Consider the following 13,546-nt stretch of genomic DNA (forward strand, 5'->3'; position numbering starts at 1 on the left):
ACGACGGGTGGGGCTCCGACAGCAACAGGCGCGCGGCCGATCTACCGCGCGGCGATCTTCAAAGTCGTCAACGAGAACATCTTGATGCACCGATGATCAAGGCCGTACGTCAGTAAGCGGCAACTTATTCACGTACAAGATCCCTACGGCCGGGGGGCGTAGGCTGAAGATATGGCCGCTCCACGCCGGTGCCGGCACTGCCGTGAACCGCTGCGGGCCACTGCCCGCGCGGACGCGCTCTACTGCGGCCCGGCGTGCAGGGCGGCTGCGGCCCGCCGGCGCCGCTGGTTCACCAAAGCCGTGCGGGTCGGCAAGGCGCTCGTGTCCGGCAACGCGCGGCAAGTCTCCCGCCGCTGCCCCGGCTGCGGGCACTGGTTCATCCCCGGGATGTTCGGCCGCCGCCAAGACGCGATCTACGACTCGCACGCCTGCCGCTCCGCCTCCTGGCGGGCGCGCCGACGCGCCGCGCGACAGACCGCACAGCCGCCACGCGAAAGCGTCACACCCGCCGCGAGCGTGACGGCACCGGGTACGGCTACAAGACCCTGACCTGGGTGAAACGCCCTGGCGAAGAGGTGCGTACGACGCGCTCCGGGATTTCAAGTTTGCAAACTTGAAATCCACCTGCCACGCTTCGATCATGATCCGCGCCACAACACCCGTCCGCGTCCACCTGGCCTACGGCACCCGCGCCCGGCTCAAGGCCGTGATGGATGCGGAGAAGGCTCGCGCCCGCCAGTTCCAGGAGGCGCTGCGCGCCCAGCTCGGCGCCGACGACCCGAACCGGCCGGCGGCCGAACGCGCCGTCGCGCGGGCTCGGGTGCGCGTGCGGCTGGCCGAGCTGCGCCGCGAGGGCGAACTGGCCGACACGCGCGACGTGCTCGTGGCCCACGCGCTGCGCGCCGAACTGGCCGAACGCGGCTGGGACCACGACTGGCCGCCGCCCCCCGCCGACACCCCCGCCTCGGGCCGGTGGCCCGGCAGCCTCGACCGGGCCTGGCCGGAGAGCGTGTCGGTCCGCCTCCCGGTGGACCTGGCCGCCCGGCTGCAGCGAGCCTGCGCACACGTCAGCGCCCCCGCCATCGCGGCCGTACGCGCCTGGCGCGACGCACACCCGGGGATCATCACCGCCCGCACCGACCCCGAACTGTGGGAGCAGTACCAACGCCTCGCCGCCGACGTGATCACCCCCGGCGACGTCCTTCGCGCCGCCGTCACGCGCGCCCTTCCCGCACCTCCGCAGCCCTGACCAGCAGACTCGCCCCCCGGGGCGGGCCATAGAACTTTTCAAACTTGAAAACCGCCGGTCAGCGGCCATATCGCGGGTTGCAAAATGTCGGTCGCAGGGCGTACCGTCCAACCATCACCACACCCCCAGGGGACCCCAGTCCCCGAGCCTGAAGGAGCCTTCATGGCCGAACACGAGGAGGGCGCGGCCACGCCGCCGGAGCCCGTCTACTACCAGCGGTGGGGCGAGGTGCCCTGGAACCTGGCCAGCCGGAGCCAGCTCGCCGGCGCCGACCTGCCGCGCGAGCCCAGCGGCCCGGTCGTGGCGAAGGTGGCCGGGACGGACTGGCGCGATGACGAGGTGTGGATCGACCTGTACCGGGTGGCGGACTGCCCGCCCACCCGCGCCACCGCCGGCCAGCTCGCGGCCGCCGACCGGCGGCGGACCGCCACGGTGCGAGAGTGCGCCGACTGCGGCGCCCAGTGCCAGCAGGGCCTGGCCATGCGCGACCAGCGGCCGCGGTGCCTGGCCTGCTCGCACATCGCCCGCCTGGTCGAAAAGCAGCTCCGGCTCCGCGAACGCCGAACGGTCCTGACCCAGTGGGCGCGCGACCTGCTCGACGACGCGGCCACGGCCGTGCTCTGGGTCGACCTGCACGAGGCGCCGCGCACCCCGGCCGGACGACGGCGGCCGCCGCTGGCCGCCCGGGTCCAGGCGGTGGACCACACCGGCGGCCGGCTGCTCGACGTGCTCGTCCGACTGGCCGGGCCGCGCACGCCCGGCGCGCCGAACGAGGCGATGCCCGCGACCGAGGGCGCGCAGGCGCTGCAGGCCGCACTGGACGGCCGCCACCTGGTCGGCTGGGAATCTCGCCCACTCGGCCCGGTGACCGAGCGCCTGGCCGAACTCGGCGCCCCCGTACGGCTCACCGCGCCGGCGGGCCCGCCGCAGCTGCGCGACGGGTGGCCCTCGACCGTGCGGGAGCGGGTAGCGCAATGGCGCGGCGAACTCGAACCCGCCACCGGCAAGCTCCGCGACCCCTGGCCGCCCGGAACCGCTGACCGGCTCTGGCTGCTGCTGCGCCGCATCGCCGACACGGCCGACGTCGGCCGCCCGGGCCTCAGCGCACCCGTGAACCACCAGGTCCAGCCAAGCCTGCGGGACGCGGTACGGCTGACCATCCACGGGTCGGCCGCCGGCACCCGCGACGTCCTGGAGACGCTGACCGGCGCGGGCCGGCTACGGCGCCAGGACGTCGCCGCCACGGTCCCCTCCCGCGAGCACGAGGCCGGCCACCTGACGTACCTCACCGTGGAGGGCGGCCCCCTCGACCAGGACCAGCCCGCCGCCGGGGAGGTGTACGCCTGATGGTCCAGATCCGCATCATGGACGACGACCCCGACCGCGTCCGCCAGGTCGCCGAGCTGATGCTGCCCGTGCTCCGCGCCGCCGTGACCCTCCAGGTGGGCGACGACGCCGAGATCCCCAACCGGCGCGGGCCCGGGCTGCGCATCGTCGTCGACGTCCGGCCCGCCCGCCCCGGCGGCCCGCAGTGGGAGCACGCCGAGCGAGTCGACGACCCACCGCCGGGCAGGCGGGACCCGCGCACGCTCCCCCCGGGCCCGGCCCGCCGGCAACCACGCGGCGCGATCCCGAGATGATCGCCGACGCCTCGAACCCCCCGGTCCACACCGGGGGGTTCCTCTTTTCCGGCCGGAAATGAGGCGGCGGTCAGCCGTTGATCTGCTGGTTTCGGCCGCAGCCCGGGCAGTCCTGGAAGTACAGGTCCGCCAGGTCCCGGTTCGGGTCAAAGACCGAGCGGGGCACCTGCATGGCGCCGCCGCACGCGCCGCAGTACACGGTCACGGTCTCCTCCAGACGGCGGTAGCGGTCGTTGGCGGCGCGCTCGCTGATGCCCGCCGCGGCGGCCAGCTGGCGCACGGTGATGCCGTGCTCGCGGGCGAGGCCGGCGGCGGCGCGCTCGATGGCCTGCACGTCCTCCAGCGCACGGCGCGCGCCCTGCACGATCGCCACGGCGAGCCCGGCGGTGGTCGTCTCGGGGAACTCGGCACCTTCCGGGAACACCGGCCGGTCGAGGTACTTGCGCACGCTCGGGAGCGCCTCCTCGACGGTGCCCGGCTTGGCGCCGAAGCGGTCGGCCAGCCATGCGCCCCGGCCGAACAGCAGGCCCTGGCCGGCCAACTCCTCGATGAGCCCGTCCAGCCGTCCGGTCTCCCAGGCCCCGGAGGAGTCGCGTGAGTTCATCGTCGTGTCGAAGAAGCTGACCGGCGTCCGCTCTTGGTTTTCGTCAGCGGCCACGGGCGGCCCCCTTTCTGACGGTAGCGAGAGAGCATGAAGTGAGCTTCATGAAGCATACTTCAGGGCGGAGATCGTTTCACGTCCCTACTCGCCGGTAACCTCCGGGAACTAAGGCTTCCCGCAAGCTCTCACCCATGCCAAATGTTCAACTGTTGGTTGACAACCAATGGGTGAAGGTGTGCGATCGGGGCATGGACAACGAACGAGGCGAGCTCCTCTCAGAGCTCATCGCCACCGCAGAGGGAACGGCCGGGATCCGCGAGAGGGTGACCGCCGAGTTGGGGGCCCGCAACCACCTCACACGGCGCTTCGGCGATCAACACCAGCGCACGTACGCCGACGACCCCAACGGCCCCCAGGTGTCCGCGCACGACCTGCTGCACTACGTGCTGAGCGGCGCGTTCTACCCGGAAAAGTTCGGCCGCCCCGAGCCGACCCGCGAGGACTGGTTGGCCGCTGTGCGGGTGATCAGGCCTGCCCGCACTGACCTGGAGGGACTGGAGACCAACATCATCGCCAAGGCCCGTGCTGCCGGGATCACATGGCGCGAGATCGCCGCCGGGCTCGGGCTCGACAGCCCGCAGGCGGCCCAGAAGCGGGCCCGCCGCCTCGGTGTCGGGGTCACGCCGGACTCGGGTGACGTGCGGGCGCTGAACGCCTACGAGCGCGACATCATCGCGCGCTGCCGGTCGGCACAGCGCTACCACGACGGGCACCCCAGCACGGCCTGGCCGGTCGGGGAACAGCTCGCCGTGGCGCTGATCCTGGGCGCCCTGAGCCACCTGGAGGCCATGGGGTTCACCGACCCGGAGCAGGCCATTCAGAGGCTCCAGCTCAACGGGATGGCGCCCGTGGGCGACGTGAACTTCAACGTCTGGTTGCGGGACATGCGGACCGCCCTCGGCTATGACGACGTGGAGGCGTGAGCACCTGGAGGCTGTTCTCGACTTCGCCCCCGAGCCGGGCCGGTCGAGACCGCCCCGGTAAGCCCACAAACACGATCAAGGAAGGTCGGACGCATGATCGAGATCAGGACCAACGACGACGACAAGCCCGTCACGGTGAACGGCCCGCACTCCTCCGAGGGGACGCGCGCCATCGCGGCCGGGATCGACGCCGCGGTGAGGATGCTGAACTACGCGACCATGCCGGGGAACGGGGGCATCGTCTACCCGGCCACCGTCTACAGCGTGTATGGCGAGCTGATCGCCGCGTTGGACAAGCTGCCGCAGGCACTCAACCAGATGGCAACCTGGGTCATCGAGAAGGCCGACGCGGGCGCGATTCGGGAGCACCCCGACTACGGCAAGCACGCGGGCGACACGACGGCCGCCGTGGACGAGCTGGTCGCCGCAACCGGGACCGCATGTGCGAAGGCCCACGAGTTGGTGACGGTTCTGGGCCGTGCGCAGTCAGCGGCCGGCGGTCTGGAGTCGGTTGAGAGAGACTGACTCGCCCGACCAGTCTGGCCCCCGCTTCGAGGACGCGGGGGCCATTGTCGTTGGCGCCTGTGCGGTGTCAATAAGCGCTACCGCAGGTCAGCTGGCGTGTTACGGCGCCGAACTCGTCGCCGGCGAGGCCTCCGCGGCCGCCGTGGTGTCAGGCGCCGTCCCTGGTCAGCGTCACGCGGGTGGCAGCGTACGCGCCGGGTCCGCTATTGACACTCGGTACTGGTCCCACAGCTCCGCCACCTCCGGCACCGTGGACCGGTAGGGCGCCAGGCGCGCCAGGACCGTGCGGGCGCGCTCAGCGGTGCGGGAGCTGGCCAGCCCAGCAGACAAGTCCAGCATGCGGTGAGCGGCCGTGGCGGCGGCCTCGGGTTCGTGCGCGTCGGCCAGGCCGACCGCGAGCCAGCTGAGATACAGCGCCAGTTCCCGCGCGTGCGAGGGGTCGTAGCGCTCCAGCACCTTGGCCAGGATGGGGATGGCGCGCAACGGGCGGTGCAGCTCCGTGTACGCCCGCGCCTCCATCACCTGCAGCTCGTCGGCGCTGACCCAGTACAGCCAGGATCTCTCCGTCTCTGGCCCGGCCTCGCTCAGCGCGGCCGCCGCGTTGCCGAGTGCCCGGCTGGTCGACGCCACGCTGCCGGTCTTGGCCTCGGCCCAGGCCAGCCGGTCCCAGGCCAGCGCCCGCGCCAGGGGAACCGCTGCCTTGCCTGCGGCCGCCACGGCCGCCTCGGCCAGCTCGACTCCGCCCCGGGGTTTCTGGCCGTTGCTCGTCAGGTAAGCCAGCGCGCCCAACAGGTTCGACTCCAGCGCGGAGTCGCCGGCCTCTCGCGCGGCCTCGATGCCGAGCTGGTAGGTGCTCGCGGCCCGGCCGGGCTGCCCGGCGTCGGCCGCCACCCAACCGGCCAGCTGCGCGAACTCGGCCACCAGGCCCAGCAGGGCGCGCCCTACCTCCTCGCGGTGGCCACCGTCGCGGTAGAGCCGCACGGCGTTGGCCAGCTGGCGGAACGCGGGCTCGACCAGATCCCCGCCGGGCAGCACGTCGTCGGCCAGGCGAAGGGCGTGCACGCGCTCGGCCAGCGCCGTCACGGTCTCCGTGCCGACCCTGCGCCCGGTGGCCGCCACCACGCGGGCCAGCACCTCCTCGACCGGCGGCAGTTCGGCCAGGCCGGCCAGGTCCTCCAGGGATGCGCGGGGCTGGTCGGCGGCGAACAGCTCGGCCTCGTCCACCTCGAACACCACGGCGTACAGAGTGCGGTAGACCTCGCTGGGCTGGTGCTTGCCCTTCTCCCAACCCCTGATCTGATCTCGAAGACTGGCCGGGTGCGCCACGGCGACCCGGCCAGCGGCCGCCGCCCGCAACTCGCGAGCCATGCGGGCCCGGCTCCACATCCGGTCCGGCCGAAGTCGTTCGGCCCGCAACCGCGCCGCCCACGCGGGGATCTCGTTCATGCGCCACCACTCCCAGGTCGGACTGGGGATATCCGCCTGTACCCCAGTCTCACCCCTTCCTGTAACCGCGCGCTCACGTTTAGGTAGGTCGCGTGATTCCTTCCCTCCAGGGCGCCGCCCCCGACACGGCGATGCCGGCCACCGCTGAGGAACTGGCCGACGCGCTGTGTGGCGCCCTGGCCCGGGGCCACAACATCCCCGCCTACCCCGTGGCCCTGGGAAGCTTCACGGTCGTATCGATCTGGTACGGCCTGACCGCCCGGTGCCAGGGCGGGCGCATCTGGTGGACTCGCCCTCGCCGCGATCGCGAGGTGCTGACGTTCGCCTACTCGCCCACCGTGGCGGCCGCGCGCCTGGCCCAGCTCTACGCGGCCGTCGTGCACCGGGACGGACCGACGCTTGGCCTGTCTGCGGGCGTCGGTCCGGCGGGGCTCGCGCGGTCGGTGGAAGCCGCCGCCGCCGACCAGCTGGCGGCCCGCGAACGACCGTGACCCCGGGCACGTCCCCGAGTCGCACGCCCTCCGGAGGGGAATGGGCTCGCGACCTGGGCGGCAGGCCACACCCAGTGCCTCGCCCGGGGTCACGGTCTCCAACAGAACGGCCCCGCCCCCGGGGAAGTGGGGGCGGGGCCGTCGCTTCGTGCCGGCGCCTACAAGGCCTCTCCGGCCTCGCTGACCCGGTGGCACGCCTCCAGGTAGAGCCCGTGCGCGTCGTCGATCGACAGGCACGGCTCGTCTCCGAGCGCGGCCTGAATGCGCGCCTGGTCCGCCACGTCGAGCGCCTCGTACGCGGCGTCAAGCTCCCGCTGCGCTGGCGATTGCGCGGTCATCTCGTGATCTCTCCTTCCGGGGTCAGAACGTGTTCGCGTCGCGTTCTTGCGGGCTGAGGCCATCCCAGGCGGTGAGGGTGCGCTGGAACGCCTCGTTGACGAGGTCGTAGGCGAGGTCCAGGGACAGTTCGCGGCTCGCGGCGTGCGCCTGTTCGAGGGCCTCGTAGGCGGCATCGAGCTCCCGCATCGCGGGAGAGTCCTCGCTCATCAGCGGCGGGTCTTGCCGTCGACGGGCATCTCGCGGGACAGCTCGAGGTCGTAGGCGTCGCGGACGGACTGCTTCTCGGTGCCCCAACTCGGCGTGACCGCCTTCTCGTGGGCTGTCCGGACAGCGTTGCCCTGGGCCTGGTCGCGGTCGGCCTTGCTCATGCGCTGTGACATGCTGGAGATCTCCATTCGCTGGAGCTGCGGGCGCCCTCTCTTCGCGGGGATCGGCGCCCGTCAGCGTGTTCAGGTGTGTTGTCGTCGCGGCGGCCAGCTGGCCGCCGTCGTGCACGGCTCCTTCCTGCTCGTCTCGGCCGGGGAAGTTCAGAAGAGGGTGTCGGTCTTCTCGCGCAGCTGGCGCTCCTCGTACTGGCGGGTGAGCTTCGCCGAGACCGACACCGCGCGTTTCCAACAGGGCTCGCACCAGGCCACCGACTTGCCCCGGTGCAGCTCCGGCCGGCGTGCCGGGTCCGGGCTCGGGTCGCTGGGGCCGATGCTCAGCCGGACGCCGGGGCCATGCTCGGTCTCACACCGTCCCTGCCGGTCGCGGCGGTGCGCCGGGCAGCGCGTGCACTGGCACCGGTACTCGGCGGCCTCCATCACCGCCTGCCAGGCACCGCCGTCGCCGAGAGGTCCGCGGGGCCGGTCGGATCCGGGCCTGGTGGGGTCCAGGTGCTGGGTCATCGCTGCTCTCTTCGTCGGGTGGTGGCAGGGGCACGGGCACACCCACCGGCACACGCGGTCAGCCAGCCACACCATGGCCAGCTGCTGGCGCTGCGGGATCGTCGCCGACGGGGTGGGGTGGAGGAAGGGCCGGCGCATGTGGACCGGGTAGATGCCGGACCGGTCGCAGATCACCGTCTCCCAGCTGGGGAGCGGCTCGCCGCGCTCGCACTTGCCGCACTTACCCATGTCGCAGTGCCCGGTCTTGCCGTGCTGGCAGGAGCACGTCGCCCGGTAGGCCGGGTGGCTGGCGTGCTCCTTGCGCAGCTGCGCGGTCCAGGCGTTCGCCCTGATCCACTCGGCCTGTGCGGGGCTGAGTGGGGCAAGGGTCACGCTCACCTGGCCACCTCCTGCAGCCATGCGGTCAGCGCTTCCTTCGCCAACCGCTGGGCCTGCCCGAACGGCACCATGCGCACGATGCGGCTGGTGAAGTCGTTCAGCACGCTGCGCGCGGTCCGGTAGGCCAGGTGGCGATCCGGCTCGGGAAACAGCGTGAGGGTGAGCCAGGGGTCCTCATCGCTGGGACCCAGGAGCATGTCGCCCTCGCCCAAGGTGCGGCTCAGCGCCTCGTCGAACGAGTCGTCCGGCGACAGCGTCGCCTGGAACAGCGCCTCGACCAGCAGCGTGCGCTCGAAGGTGTACACCACCGGGGCGGACCCCACCGCCAGGTGCACGGCGTACGGGTCGGCCGGGTCGAACAGGAGGGTGCCGAACTGCGGCTCCTCCTCCTCCTGATCGTCAGGCCACAGCGTCAGGGCCTGATCGACAGGGAGGCAGAACGGCCATGATGCGGCCATGGTCAACCTCTCCATTCGCTGGAAGCTGGTCGGGCGCCCTCTCTTCGCGGGGATCGGCGCCCGTCAGCGTCGGTATTCAGATGTCGGCGGCGGCCAGCTGGCCGCCGCGGTGCGTCACCTCTCCAGGTCCAAGCCCCGTGCCTCGGCGTACGCCTGTTCGAGCTCCTCGGCCTTGGCCACGGGCTGCAGCCGGGGGGAGAGGAACGTCTCTCGCACCTGCTCCTGGCACGCACTGCACTCCACGACCACGCCCCGCTCGTGCGGGATGTCGAAGCTGCTGCCGCACGCGCACGTCTTGGCCAGCGCCATGGTGATCTCCTTACGGTCGGTGGTCGTTTTGATCGGCACGCGCGATCGCCTCGGCGTACTCGGCCTCGGTCATGCCGATGTCGCCGTAGTGCTGGCGTAGGCGGCGCTGGCCCTCGGCCCACTGCCGGTACTCCTGGCGGGCCTCCTGCTCCTCCTGGCCGCGCGCCTCGGCCACCTGCTCCCAGCTCGCCCCCGCGCGCAACGCCCGAACGACGTCGACGGGGTGGCGGACCGCGCGGGCGAGCGCCTCGCCAAACGCCAAGAGCGCCAAGTGCTCCTCGACGCTCAACGGCTGATCGGCGGGGCCGTGCCGGGTCGCGTCGTAGGTACCCCGGGCCTGCAAGATGGCCAGCGCCTCCACCATGGCCTGCCGCTGGGACAGCTCCTGGTAGCGCCGCAGCATGTCGGTGGTCGACGTATCCCCGGTGATGTCGTGGTACCTGGTGGGCAGCTCGGGGTCGATGTCGTTCACTTCGGGTCCGCCTCCTGCTTGGCCTTCTGCTCCTTGTTCCACCGGTTGACGGTGTCCGGGCTCAGCTCGCCCACCTCGGCGGCGCGGCGCGTGGTGACACCGGACTTCAGCGCGGCCAGCAGGGCCCGCTTGTGCTCCTTCTCGATCTCCGCGAGCGCGTGCTTGGCGTTCGCGCGCCGCCGCGCCGTTTCCGCCAGGCGCTTGAGGGCTGCGACCATGCGGTCCTCCTTCAACCTCGGCTCCATCAACTTCTCCTTGCTACGCCATCGTACCATATTGATACGGCGCCGTACCATGGCTTTTCCCTGCTCGCGGCCATGATTCTTTAGCGATCGGGTCGCGGCGATACGGCACCATGCCAGGACGATACGCCTACGGATCAACGGGACCGTGTCGGTGCCGGCGCGTACGCTGGAGGTCGTCGAACCTCCCGTGTCATCCCCCGCCGTCGCCGCAAGAGCTGGAGGCCCCGGATGGTCCGCCCCGCCTCGTCCGTGCCGTGGTTGTCCAACGGGGCCGGCGCCTCGGCTCACGCCCGGTACCGGGCCCTGTGGCGGGCCGGTCGCCGCGAGCGCCTGGTGCTGCGCGCGGTGATGGCGGCGATCGTCGGCATCGGCGGCACGCTGGTCGTGGGCTGGCGGGTCGGCCTGGCCCTGGCCGTGCTCGTCGTGGCGGCCGACATGGTCTTCCGCTGGCGCAGCCACGAGGCCGTCAGGACCTGGCGGCGCGGCGCGCTCGGCGAACGCCGGACCGCCCGCCGGCTGCAGGAGCTCGAACTGACCGGGTACCTGGTCCTGCACGACCGGGCCCTGCCGCGCGGCCGCGCCAACGTGGACCACCTGGCCGTCGGGCCCGCCGGCGTCTTCGTCATCGACAGCAAGCAGTGGCGCCGAGACAAGCGGATCACCCGGCGCGGCCGGACCGTCCGCACCGGGCACCGGTGGACGCCAGACGAGGTCCGCTCGGCCCTGTACGAGTCCCAGAGCGTCGCACAGGCTCTCACCGCCCTGATGGGCAGGCGCGTGGAGGTCACGCCGGTGATCGCCGTTCACGGCCTGCACGTGCCGTTCCGGGGGCTACGCGTGGCGGATGCTCAGGTCCTGCGCGCCAGCATGGTGCCGAGCTGGATCCTGCGGCGGCCCGCACGCCTCGACCGCGCCACGGTGAGCAGGCTCAAGGCGGCCGCCGCGGCGGCCTTCCCGGCCTACGCCGAGTAGGTCTCGCTCGGGTCCGCGCCACCAGCCGCAAAGTAGCCGCGGCCTGCTCAGCCATAGATCCGGGCGGACAGCCGCGCCTGCTCCTGGGCCCGGCGAGCCTCGGCCACCTCGCGGGCCCGCTGCCGCGCCAGCGCCACCAGCTCCGCGCGCCGTGGCGCCACCTCCTGGGCGTCCCGCTCGGCGTTGCTGGCCAGCCACTCCGTGTGCCTGGCCCCGTCGTCGTCGACCCGCAGGCGCCGCGCCCGGCGTTCGGACCGCCGTAGCCCAGCCAGCGTCCGGCCGGTGCGCCAGCGCAGCACGCCCACCAGGTCGGCGGCGGACCCCACCTGACTGGTCAGCACCTCCCGGACCTCGCTCTCCGGCATGTGCTGCAGCAGCAGCCGCGCCAGCTCGGCGATCTCGGCCAGCTCGGCGGCCGCCGGCACCACTCCCTGCCGCTGAGACGCCCAGTCCGGGCCCAGACTCTTTACAAAGTACAGGGCGCCGCCTTCCTCGCCGAGATCTTGCCCCTGGAACGGCCACCCACGGGCCCGCTGTGGCCTGTGTGATGGAGGGGGGGGAGAAGAGGGGGGAGATCCCTCTCGCGTAAAGGGAGACGTGTGCAGTTTCCCCGCACCCCGGCAGACCATGATCGGTTTGGGGCGGGTCGCGGAACCGACCCGGATCACTTCGCAGTCAGCGAGGGCGCGGTGAACGTCGGCGCGGGTGGGCGTGCCCCGGACGATGGCCGTGGGGTCGTCGACGTGGCCGGCCAGAGCGGCGGCCAGGTCGCGGGGCAGGTCGTCGGGCAGGGCGGCCAGGTCCATGCACAGGATGTAGCGGGCCTGCCGGTACGGCGCGGCGGCGCACACCTGGCGGACCAGGCCGACGTCGACCAGGCGCATGAAGTCGGTCCAGGCCGTGCGGTGGCCGCGGCCGTGGTGGGCGCTGTAGCGGGCCAGCAGCTCGGGCACGTCGACCAGGCGGCCGCGGCCGTCGGCGCAGTAGGCCAGGTGCCGGGCCATGCGCAGCGCGCACGGGTGCAACCACGCGCCGCGAGCCTGGAGCAGCTGCACGGTGCGCCACCAGAGTCGGGTCGGCACGCTCGGCAGACGCTCGGGGCCCTCGTAGTGCGCGAAGCGAGTCGTGCCCGGGCCATCGTCGTCGGGGTCAAGGAGGTGGTTCGGGGAAGCGGTAGCCGTGCCCGGCGTGTCTTCAGGGCATGGTGGGCTATCCGCCTGGGTGCCTGCTATCGTCGGTCTCCAGACGTGACGAATCCCGTTGACGGCGATCAGCTCTCTAGGCGGCCAAACCATTCGGAGCTGATCAGTCAAAGACGAGACGTGTAGTGCTAGATCAAGTTGTGAGAGCGCCCCGCGCTGCGGGGCGTTTCTTTTTGCCTTGGTGACTCCCTGCGGGGTGATCGACAGTGAGTAGTCGGTCCGCATCTTTCCACGAGCGCGCGCTCCGCGTCGTCACCCGCGTACAGGAAAGCCCGGGCGTGTCGCGCGCCTCAGGACTCAAACCCGACGTCAGCGGCCCAAACCACGCAGAGAGCCCCGGACCTGTCGGCCCGGGGCTCCGTGATGTTTCTCAGCGTGTCGCGACGGTCAGCGCGTCATCCTCCGCAGGCTGTCGTTCACGACCTTCTCCGCCAGGACAACCCCGAGTGAGAGGTCCTCGGCGGCGACTTTCTGCAGGATAGACACCACGGCCTCCTTGTCGCCGCGCTGCGCGGCGGTGCTGAGCTGGTCCTGAATGCCAGTAACGTACGCGGCCTTGTCGTCCATGACTCTCCTCGTTGGTCAGTTCGGGTGTGGCTCGGCGCGCGTCGCGTCCCTCAGCCCTGCTCCTGCTTGCCGGTCGGGTCCGGCCCGTTCACCATGCGGTTCAGTCCCGCGACAATGAGCTGGTCCAGGAGACGGGAGCCCACCTCCGGGCTGAGCTGCATCAGCCTGCTCATGGCGGCCGTGGCGCCTTCACCGTCCGATGCCCGGATCGCCGCTTGGATCTCGTCGGCGGCCGCCGCGATCGCGACTTGCCGCTGGTAACCGTCGTCAGTCGTCATTGCTGGCGGCCTCCTCCTCCTGGTCGGCGTCCCGTGCGGCGTAGGCGGCCTGCAGCAGCTGGCCGAACGCCTCGTTCAGCGTCTCGACGTGCCCCGGCGCGAGCCGTACCGGGTAGGTGTCCCCGGTGACCGGGTCGCTGATGGTCAGCACCGTGATGGGCTGCTCCTCGGCGTCGGCCGGGCTGTTCTCGACCAGCTCGCCCAGGGTGGTGGCCATCACCTGCGCCGGGGTGTAGTCGCTCACTCCCATGTCCACTTCGCGCGCTGCTGCGCGGACCACTCGTACCAGCCGAGCGACCCGGTGTACTGCTCGTACGCCTGCTCCAGGTCATACTCGGCCACGGCGCTTTCGTGGTCCTGCTGGGCGGCCTCGCGGTAGCCGTCGTCAGTGGTCATCAGGGTCTGCCTCCTGTCGATGGAACGGTACTCCGAACACTTGCTACGCCATCGTATCAGAACGATACGGCATCGTACCAGAGGTTCAGGAAATGGTCTTGACCTGGA

23 protein-coding genes are annotated in these 13,546 nt (G+C 71.8%); 8 read left to right on the top strand and 15 right to left on the bottom strand.

The window, feature by feature from the left end; all coding sequences use genetic code 11:
• Positions 1–171: 171 nt before the first annotated feature.
• The 4 genes from AB0F17_RS65635 (at position 172) to AB0F17_RS65650 (ending at position 2,889) form a co-directional block, all read left to right on the top strand.
• The gene (locus AB0F17_RS65635) at positions 172–549 is read left to right on the top strand and encodes a hypothetical protein (RefSeq protein WP_358047563.1); all 378 of its coding nucleotides are present in this window, start codon (positions 172–174) and stop codon (positions 547–549) included.
• Positions 550–640: 91 nt separating this feature from the next.
• A complete protein-coding gene (locus AB0F17_RS65640) occupies positions 641–1,249 on the top strand; it encodes a hypothetical protein (protein ID WP_358047565.1) in 609 nt (202 codons plus the stop codon).
• A gap of 162 nt (positions 1,250–1,411) precedes the next feature.
• Positions 1,412–2,596 carry a hypothetical protein gene (locus tag AB0F17_RS65645; RefSeq protein ID WP_358047567.1) on the top strand — a complete coding sequence of 395 codons (1,185 nt, stop codon included), beginning with the start codon at positions 1,412–1,414 and terminating at the stop codon, positions 2,594–2,596.
• The gene (locus AB0F17_RS65650) at positions 2,596–2,889 is read left to right on the top strand and encodes a hypothetical protein (protein ID WP_358047569.1); all 294 of its coding nucleotides are present in this window, start codon (positions 2,596–2,598) and stop codon (positions 2,887–2,889) included. The genes AB0F17_RS65645 and AB0F17_RS65650 overlap by 1 nt, the downstream gene beginning before the upstream one ends.
• 70 nt (positions 2,890–2,959) lie before the next feature.
• Here AB0F17_RS65650 and AB0F17_RS65655 read toward each other — a convergent pair whose 3' ends face one another.
• Positions 2,960–3,547, bottom strand: a complete 588-nt coding sequence (locus AB0F17_RS65655) for a winged helix-turn-helix domain-containing protein (RefSeq protein WP_358047571.1) — start codon at positions 3,545–3,547, stop codon at positions 2,960–2,962.
• 191 nt (positions 3,548–3,738) lie between these two features.
• Here AB0F17_RS65655 and AB0F17_RS65660 point away from each other — a divergent pair, with 191 nt between their 5' ends.
• Together AB0F17_RS65660 and AB0F17_RS65665 are read left to right on the top strand one after the other, a co-directional pair.
• On the top strand, positions 3,739–4,473 hold the full coding sequence (locus AB0F17_RS65660; protein WP_358047573.1) for a hypothetical protein: 735 nt from the start codon (positions 3,739–3,741) through the stop codon (positions 4,471–4,473).
• A 93-nt stretch (positions 4,474–4,566) separates the two neighbouring features.
• A complete protein-coding gene (locus AB0F17_RS65665; protein WP_358047575.1) occupies positions 4,567–4,998 on the top strand; it encodes a hypothetical protein in 432 nt (143 codons plus the stop codon).
• Between the two features lie 171 nt (positions 4,999–5,169).
• Here AB0F17_RS65665 and AB0F17_RS65670 read toward each other — a convergent pair whose 3' ends face one another.
• Positions 5,170–6,444, bottom strand: a complete 1,275-nt coding sequence (locus AB0F17_RS65670; protein ID WP_358047577.1) for a transcriptional regulator — start codon at positions 6,442–6,444, stop codon at positions 5,170–5,172.
• A gap of 92 nt (positions 6,445–6,536) precedes the next feature.
• Here AB0F17_RS65670 and AB0F17_RS65675 point away from each other — a divergent pair, with 92 nt between their 5' ends.
• Positions 6,537–6,935: a hypothetical protein gene (locus tag AB0F17_RS65675; protein ID WP_358047579.1), complete on the top strand. Its 399-nt coding sequence runs from the start codon at positions 6,537–6,539 to the stop codon at positions 6,933–6,935.
• A gap of 158 nt (positions 6,936–7,093) precedes the next feature.
• Here AB0F17_RS65675 and AB0F17_RS65680 read toward each other — a convergent pair whose 3' ends face one another.
• From AB0F17_RS65680 to AB0F17_RS65715, 8 genes are all read right to left on the bottom strand, one after another.
• Positions 7,094–7,273, bottom strand: coding sequence for a hypothetical protein (locus AB0F17_RS65680; protein ID WP_358047581.1), 180 nt, complete (start codon positions 7,271–7,273; stop codon positions 7,094–7,096).
• A 22-nt stretch (positions 7,274–7,295) separates the two neighbouring features.
• Positions 7,296–7,481 (bottom strand): hypothetical protein, encoded by a 186-nt coding sequence (locus AB0F17_RS65685; RefSeq protein WP_358047583.1) that lies wholly within the window; start codon positions 7,479–7,481, stop codon positions 7,296–7,298.
• Positions 7,481–7,654 (bottom strand): hypothetical protein, encoded by a 174-nt coding sequence (locus tag AB0F17_RS65690; protein ID WP_358047585.1) that lies wholly within the window; start codon positions 7,652–7,654, stop codon positions 7,481–7,483. Before AB0F17_RS65690 ends, AB0F17_RS65685 begins: the two co-directional genes overlap by 1 nt.
• A gap of 147 nt (positions 7,655–7,801) precedes the next feature.
• Positions 7,802–8,539 carry a DUF6248 family natural product biosynthesis protein gene (locus AB0F17_RS65695; protein ID WP_358047587.1) on the bottom strand — a complete coding sequence of 246 codons (738 nt, stop codon included), beginning with the start codon at positions 8,537–8,539 and terminating at the stop codon, positions 7,802–7,804.
• Positions 8,536–8,997 carry an SsgA family sporulation/cell division regulator gene (locus tag AB0F17_RS65700; protein WP_358047589.1) on the bottom strand — a complete coding sequence of 154 codons (462 nt, stop codon included), beginning with the start codon at positions 8,995–8,997 and terminating at the stop codon, positions 8,536–8,538. Before AB0F17_RS65700 ends, AB0F17_RS65695 begins: the two co-directional genes overlap by 4 nt.
• Positions 8,998–9,111: 114 nt before the next feature.
• Positions 9,112–9,345 carry a hypothetical protein gene (locus AB0F17_RS65705; protein WP_358047591.1) on the bottom strand — a complete coding sequence of 78 codons (234 nt, stop codon included), beginning with the start codon at positions 9,343–9,345 and terminating at the stop codon, positions 9,112–9,114.
• The gene (locus AB0F17_RS65710) at positions 9,317–9,778 is read right to left on the bottom strand and encodes a hypothetical protein (protein ID WP_358047593.1); all 462 of its coding nucleotides are present in this window, start codon (positions 9,776–9,778) and stop codon (positions 9,317–9,319) included. The genes AB0F17_RS65705 and AB0F17_RS65710 overlap by 29 nt, the downstream gene beginning before the upstream one ends.
• A complete protein-coding gene (locus AB0F17_RS65715; protein WP_358047595.1) occupies positions 9,775–10,023 on the bottom strand; it encodes a hypothetical protein in 249 nt (82 codons plus the stop codon). Before AB0F17_RS65715 ends, AB0F17_RS65710 begins: the two co-directional genes overlap by 4 nt.
• Before the next feature lie 228 nt (positions 10,024–10,251).
• On the opposite strand from AB0F17_RS65715, the gene AB0F17_RS65720 reads away from it, so the two are divergent.
• On the top strand, positions 10,252–10,995 hold the full coding sequence (locus AB0F17_RS65720) for a nuclease-related domain-containing protein (protein ID WP_358047597.1): 744 nt from the start codon (positions 10,252–10,254) through the stop codon (positions 10,993–10,995).
• 47 nt (positions 10,996–11,042) lie between these two features.
• On the opposite strand, the gene AB0F17_RS65725 is transcribed toward AB0F17_RS65720, so the two are convergent.
• From AB0F17_RS65725 to AB0F17_RS65745, 5 genes are all read right to left on the bottom strand, one after another.
• Entirely contained in the window at positions 11,043–12,077 is a 1,035-nt protein-coding gene (locus tag AB0F17_RS65725) for a hypothetical protein (RefSeq protein WP_358047599.1), read from the bottom strand.
• A 507-nt stretch (positions 12,078–12,584) separates the two neighbouring features.
• Positions 12,585–12,764, bottom strand: coding sequence for a hypothetical protein (locus tag AB0F17_RS65730; protein ID WP_358047601.1), 180 nt, complete (start codon positions 12,762–12,764; stop codon positions 12,585–12,587).
• 50 nt (positions 12,765–12,814) lie between these two features.
• Entirely contained in the window at positions 12,815–13,042 is a 228-nt protein-coding gene (locus tag AB0F17_RS65735) for a hypothetical protein (protein ID WP_358047603.1), read from the bottom strand.
• Positions 13,032–13,286, bottom strand: coding sequence for a hypothetical protein (locus AB0F17_RS65740; RefSeq protein ID WP_358047605.1), 255 nt, complete (start codon positions 13,284–13,286; stop codon positions 13,032–13,034). The genes AB0F17_RS65735 and AB0F17_RS65740 overlap by 11 nt, the downstream gene beginning before the upstream one ends.
• Entirely contained in the window at positions 13,283–13,438 is a 156-nt protein-coding gene (locus tag AB0F17_RS65745) for a hypothetical protein (protein ID WP_358047607.1), read from the bottom strand. The genes AB0F17_RS65740 and AB0F17_RS65745 overlap by 4 nt, the downstream gene beginning before the upstream one ends.
• Between the last annotated feature and the right edge of the window lie 108 nt (positions 13,439–13,546).

This window comes from Nonomuraea sp. NPDC026600 (genome assembly GCF_040638335.1).
GTDB lineage: Bacteria > Actinomycetota > Actinomycetes > Streptosporangiales > Streptosporangiaceae > Nonomuraea.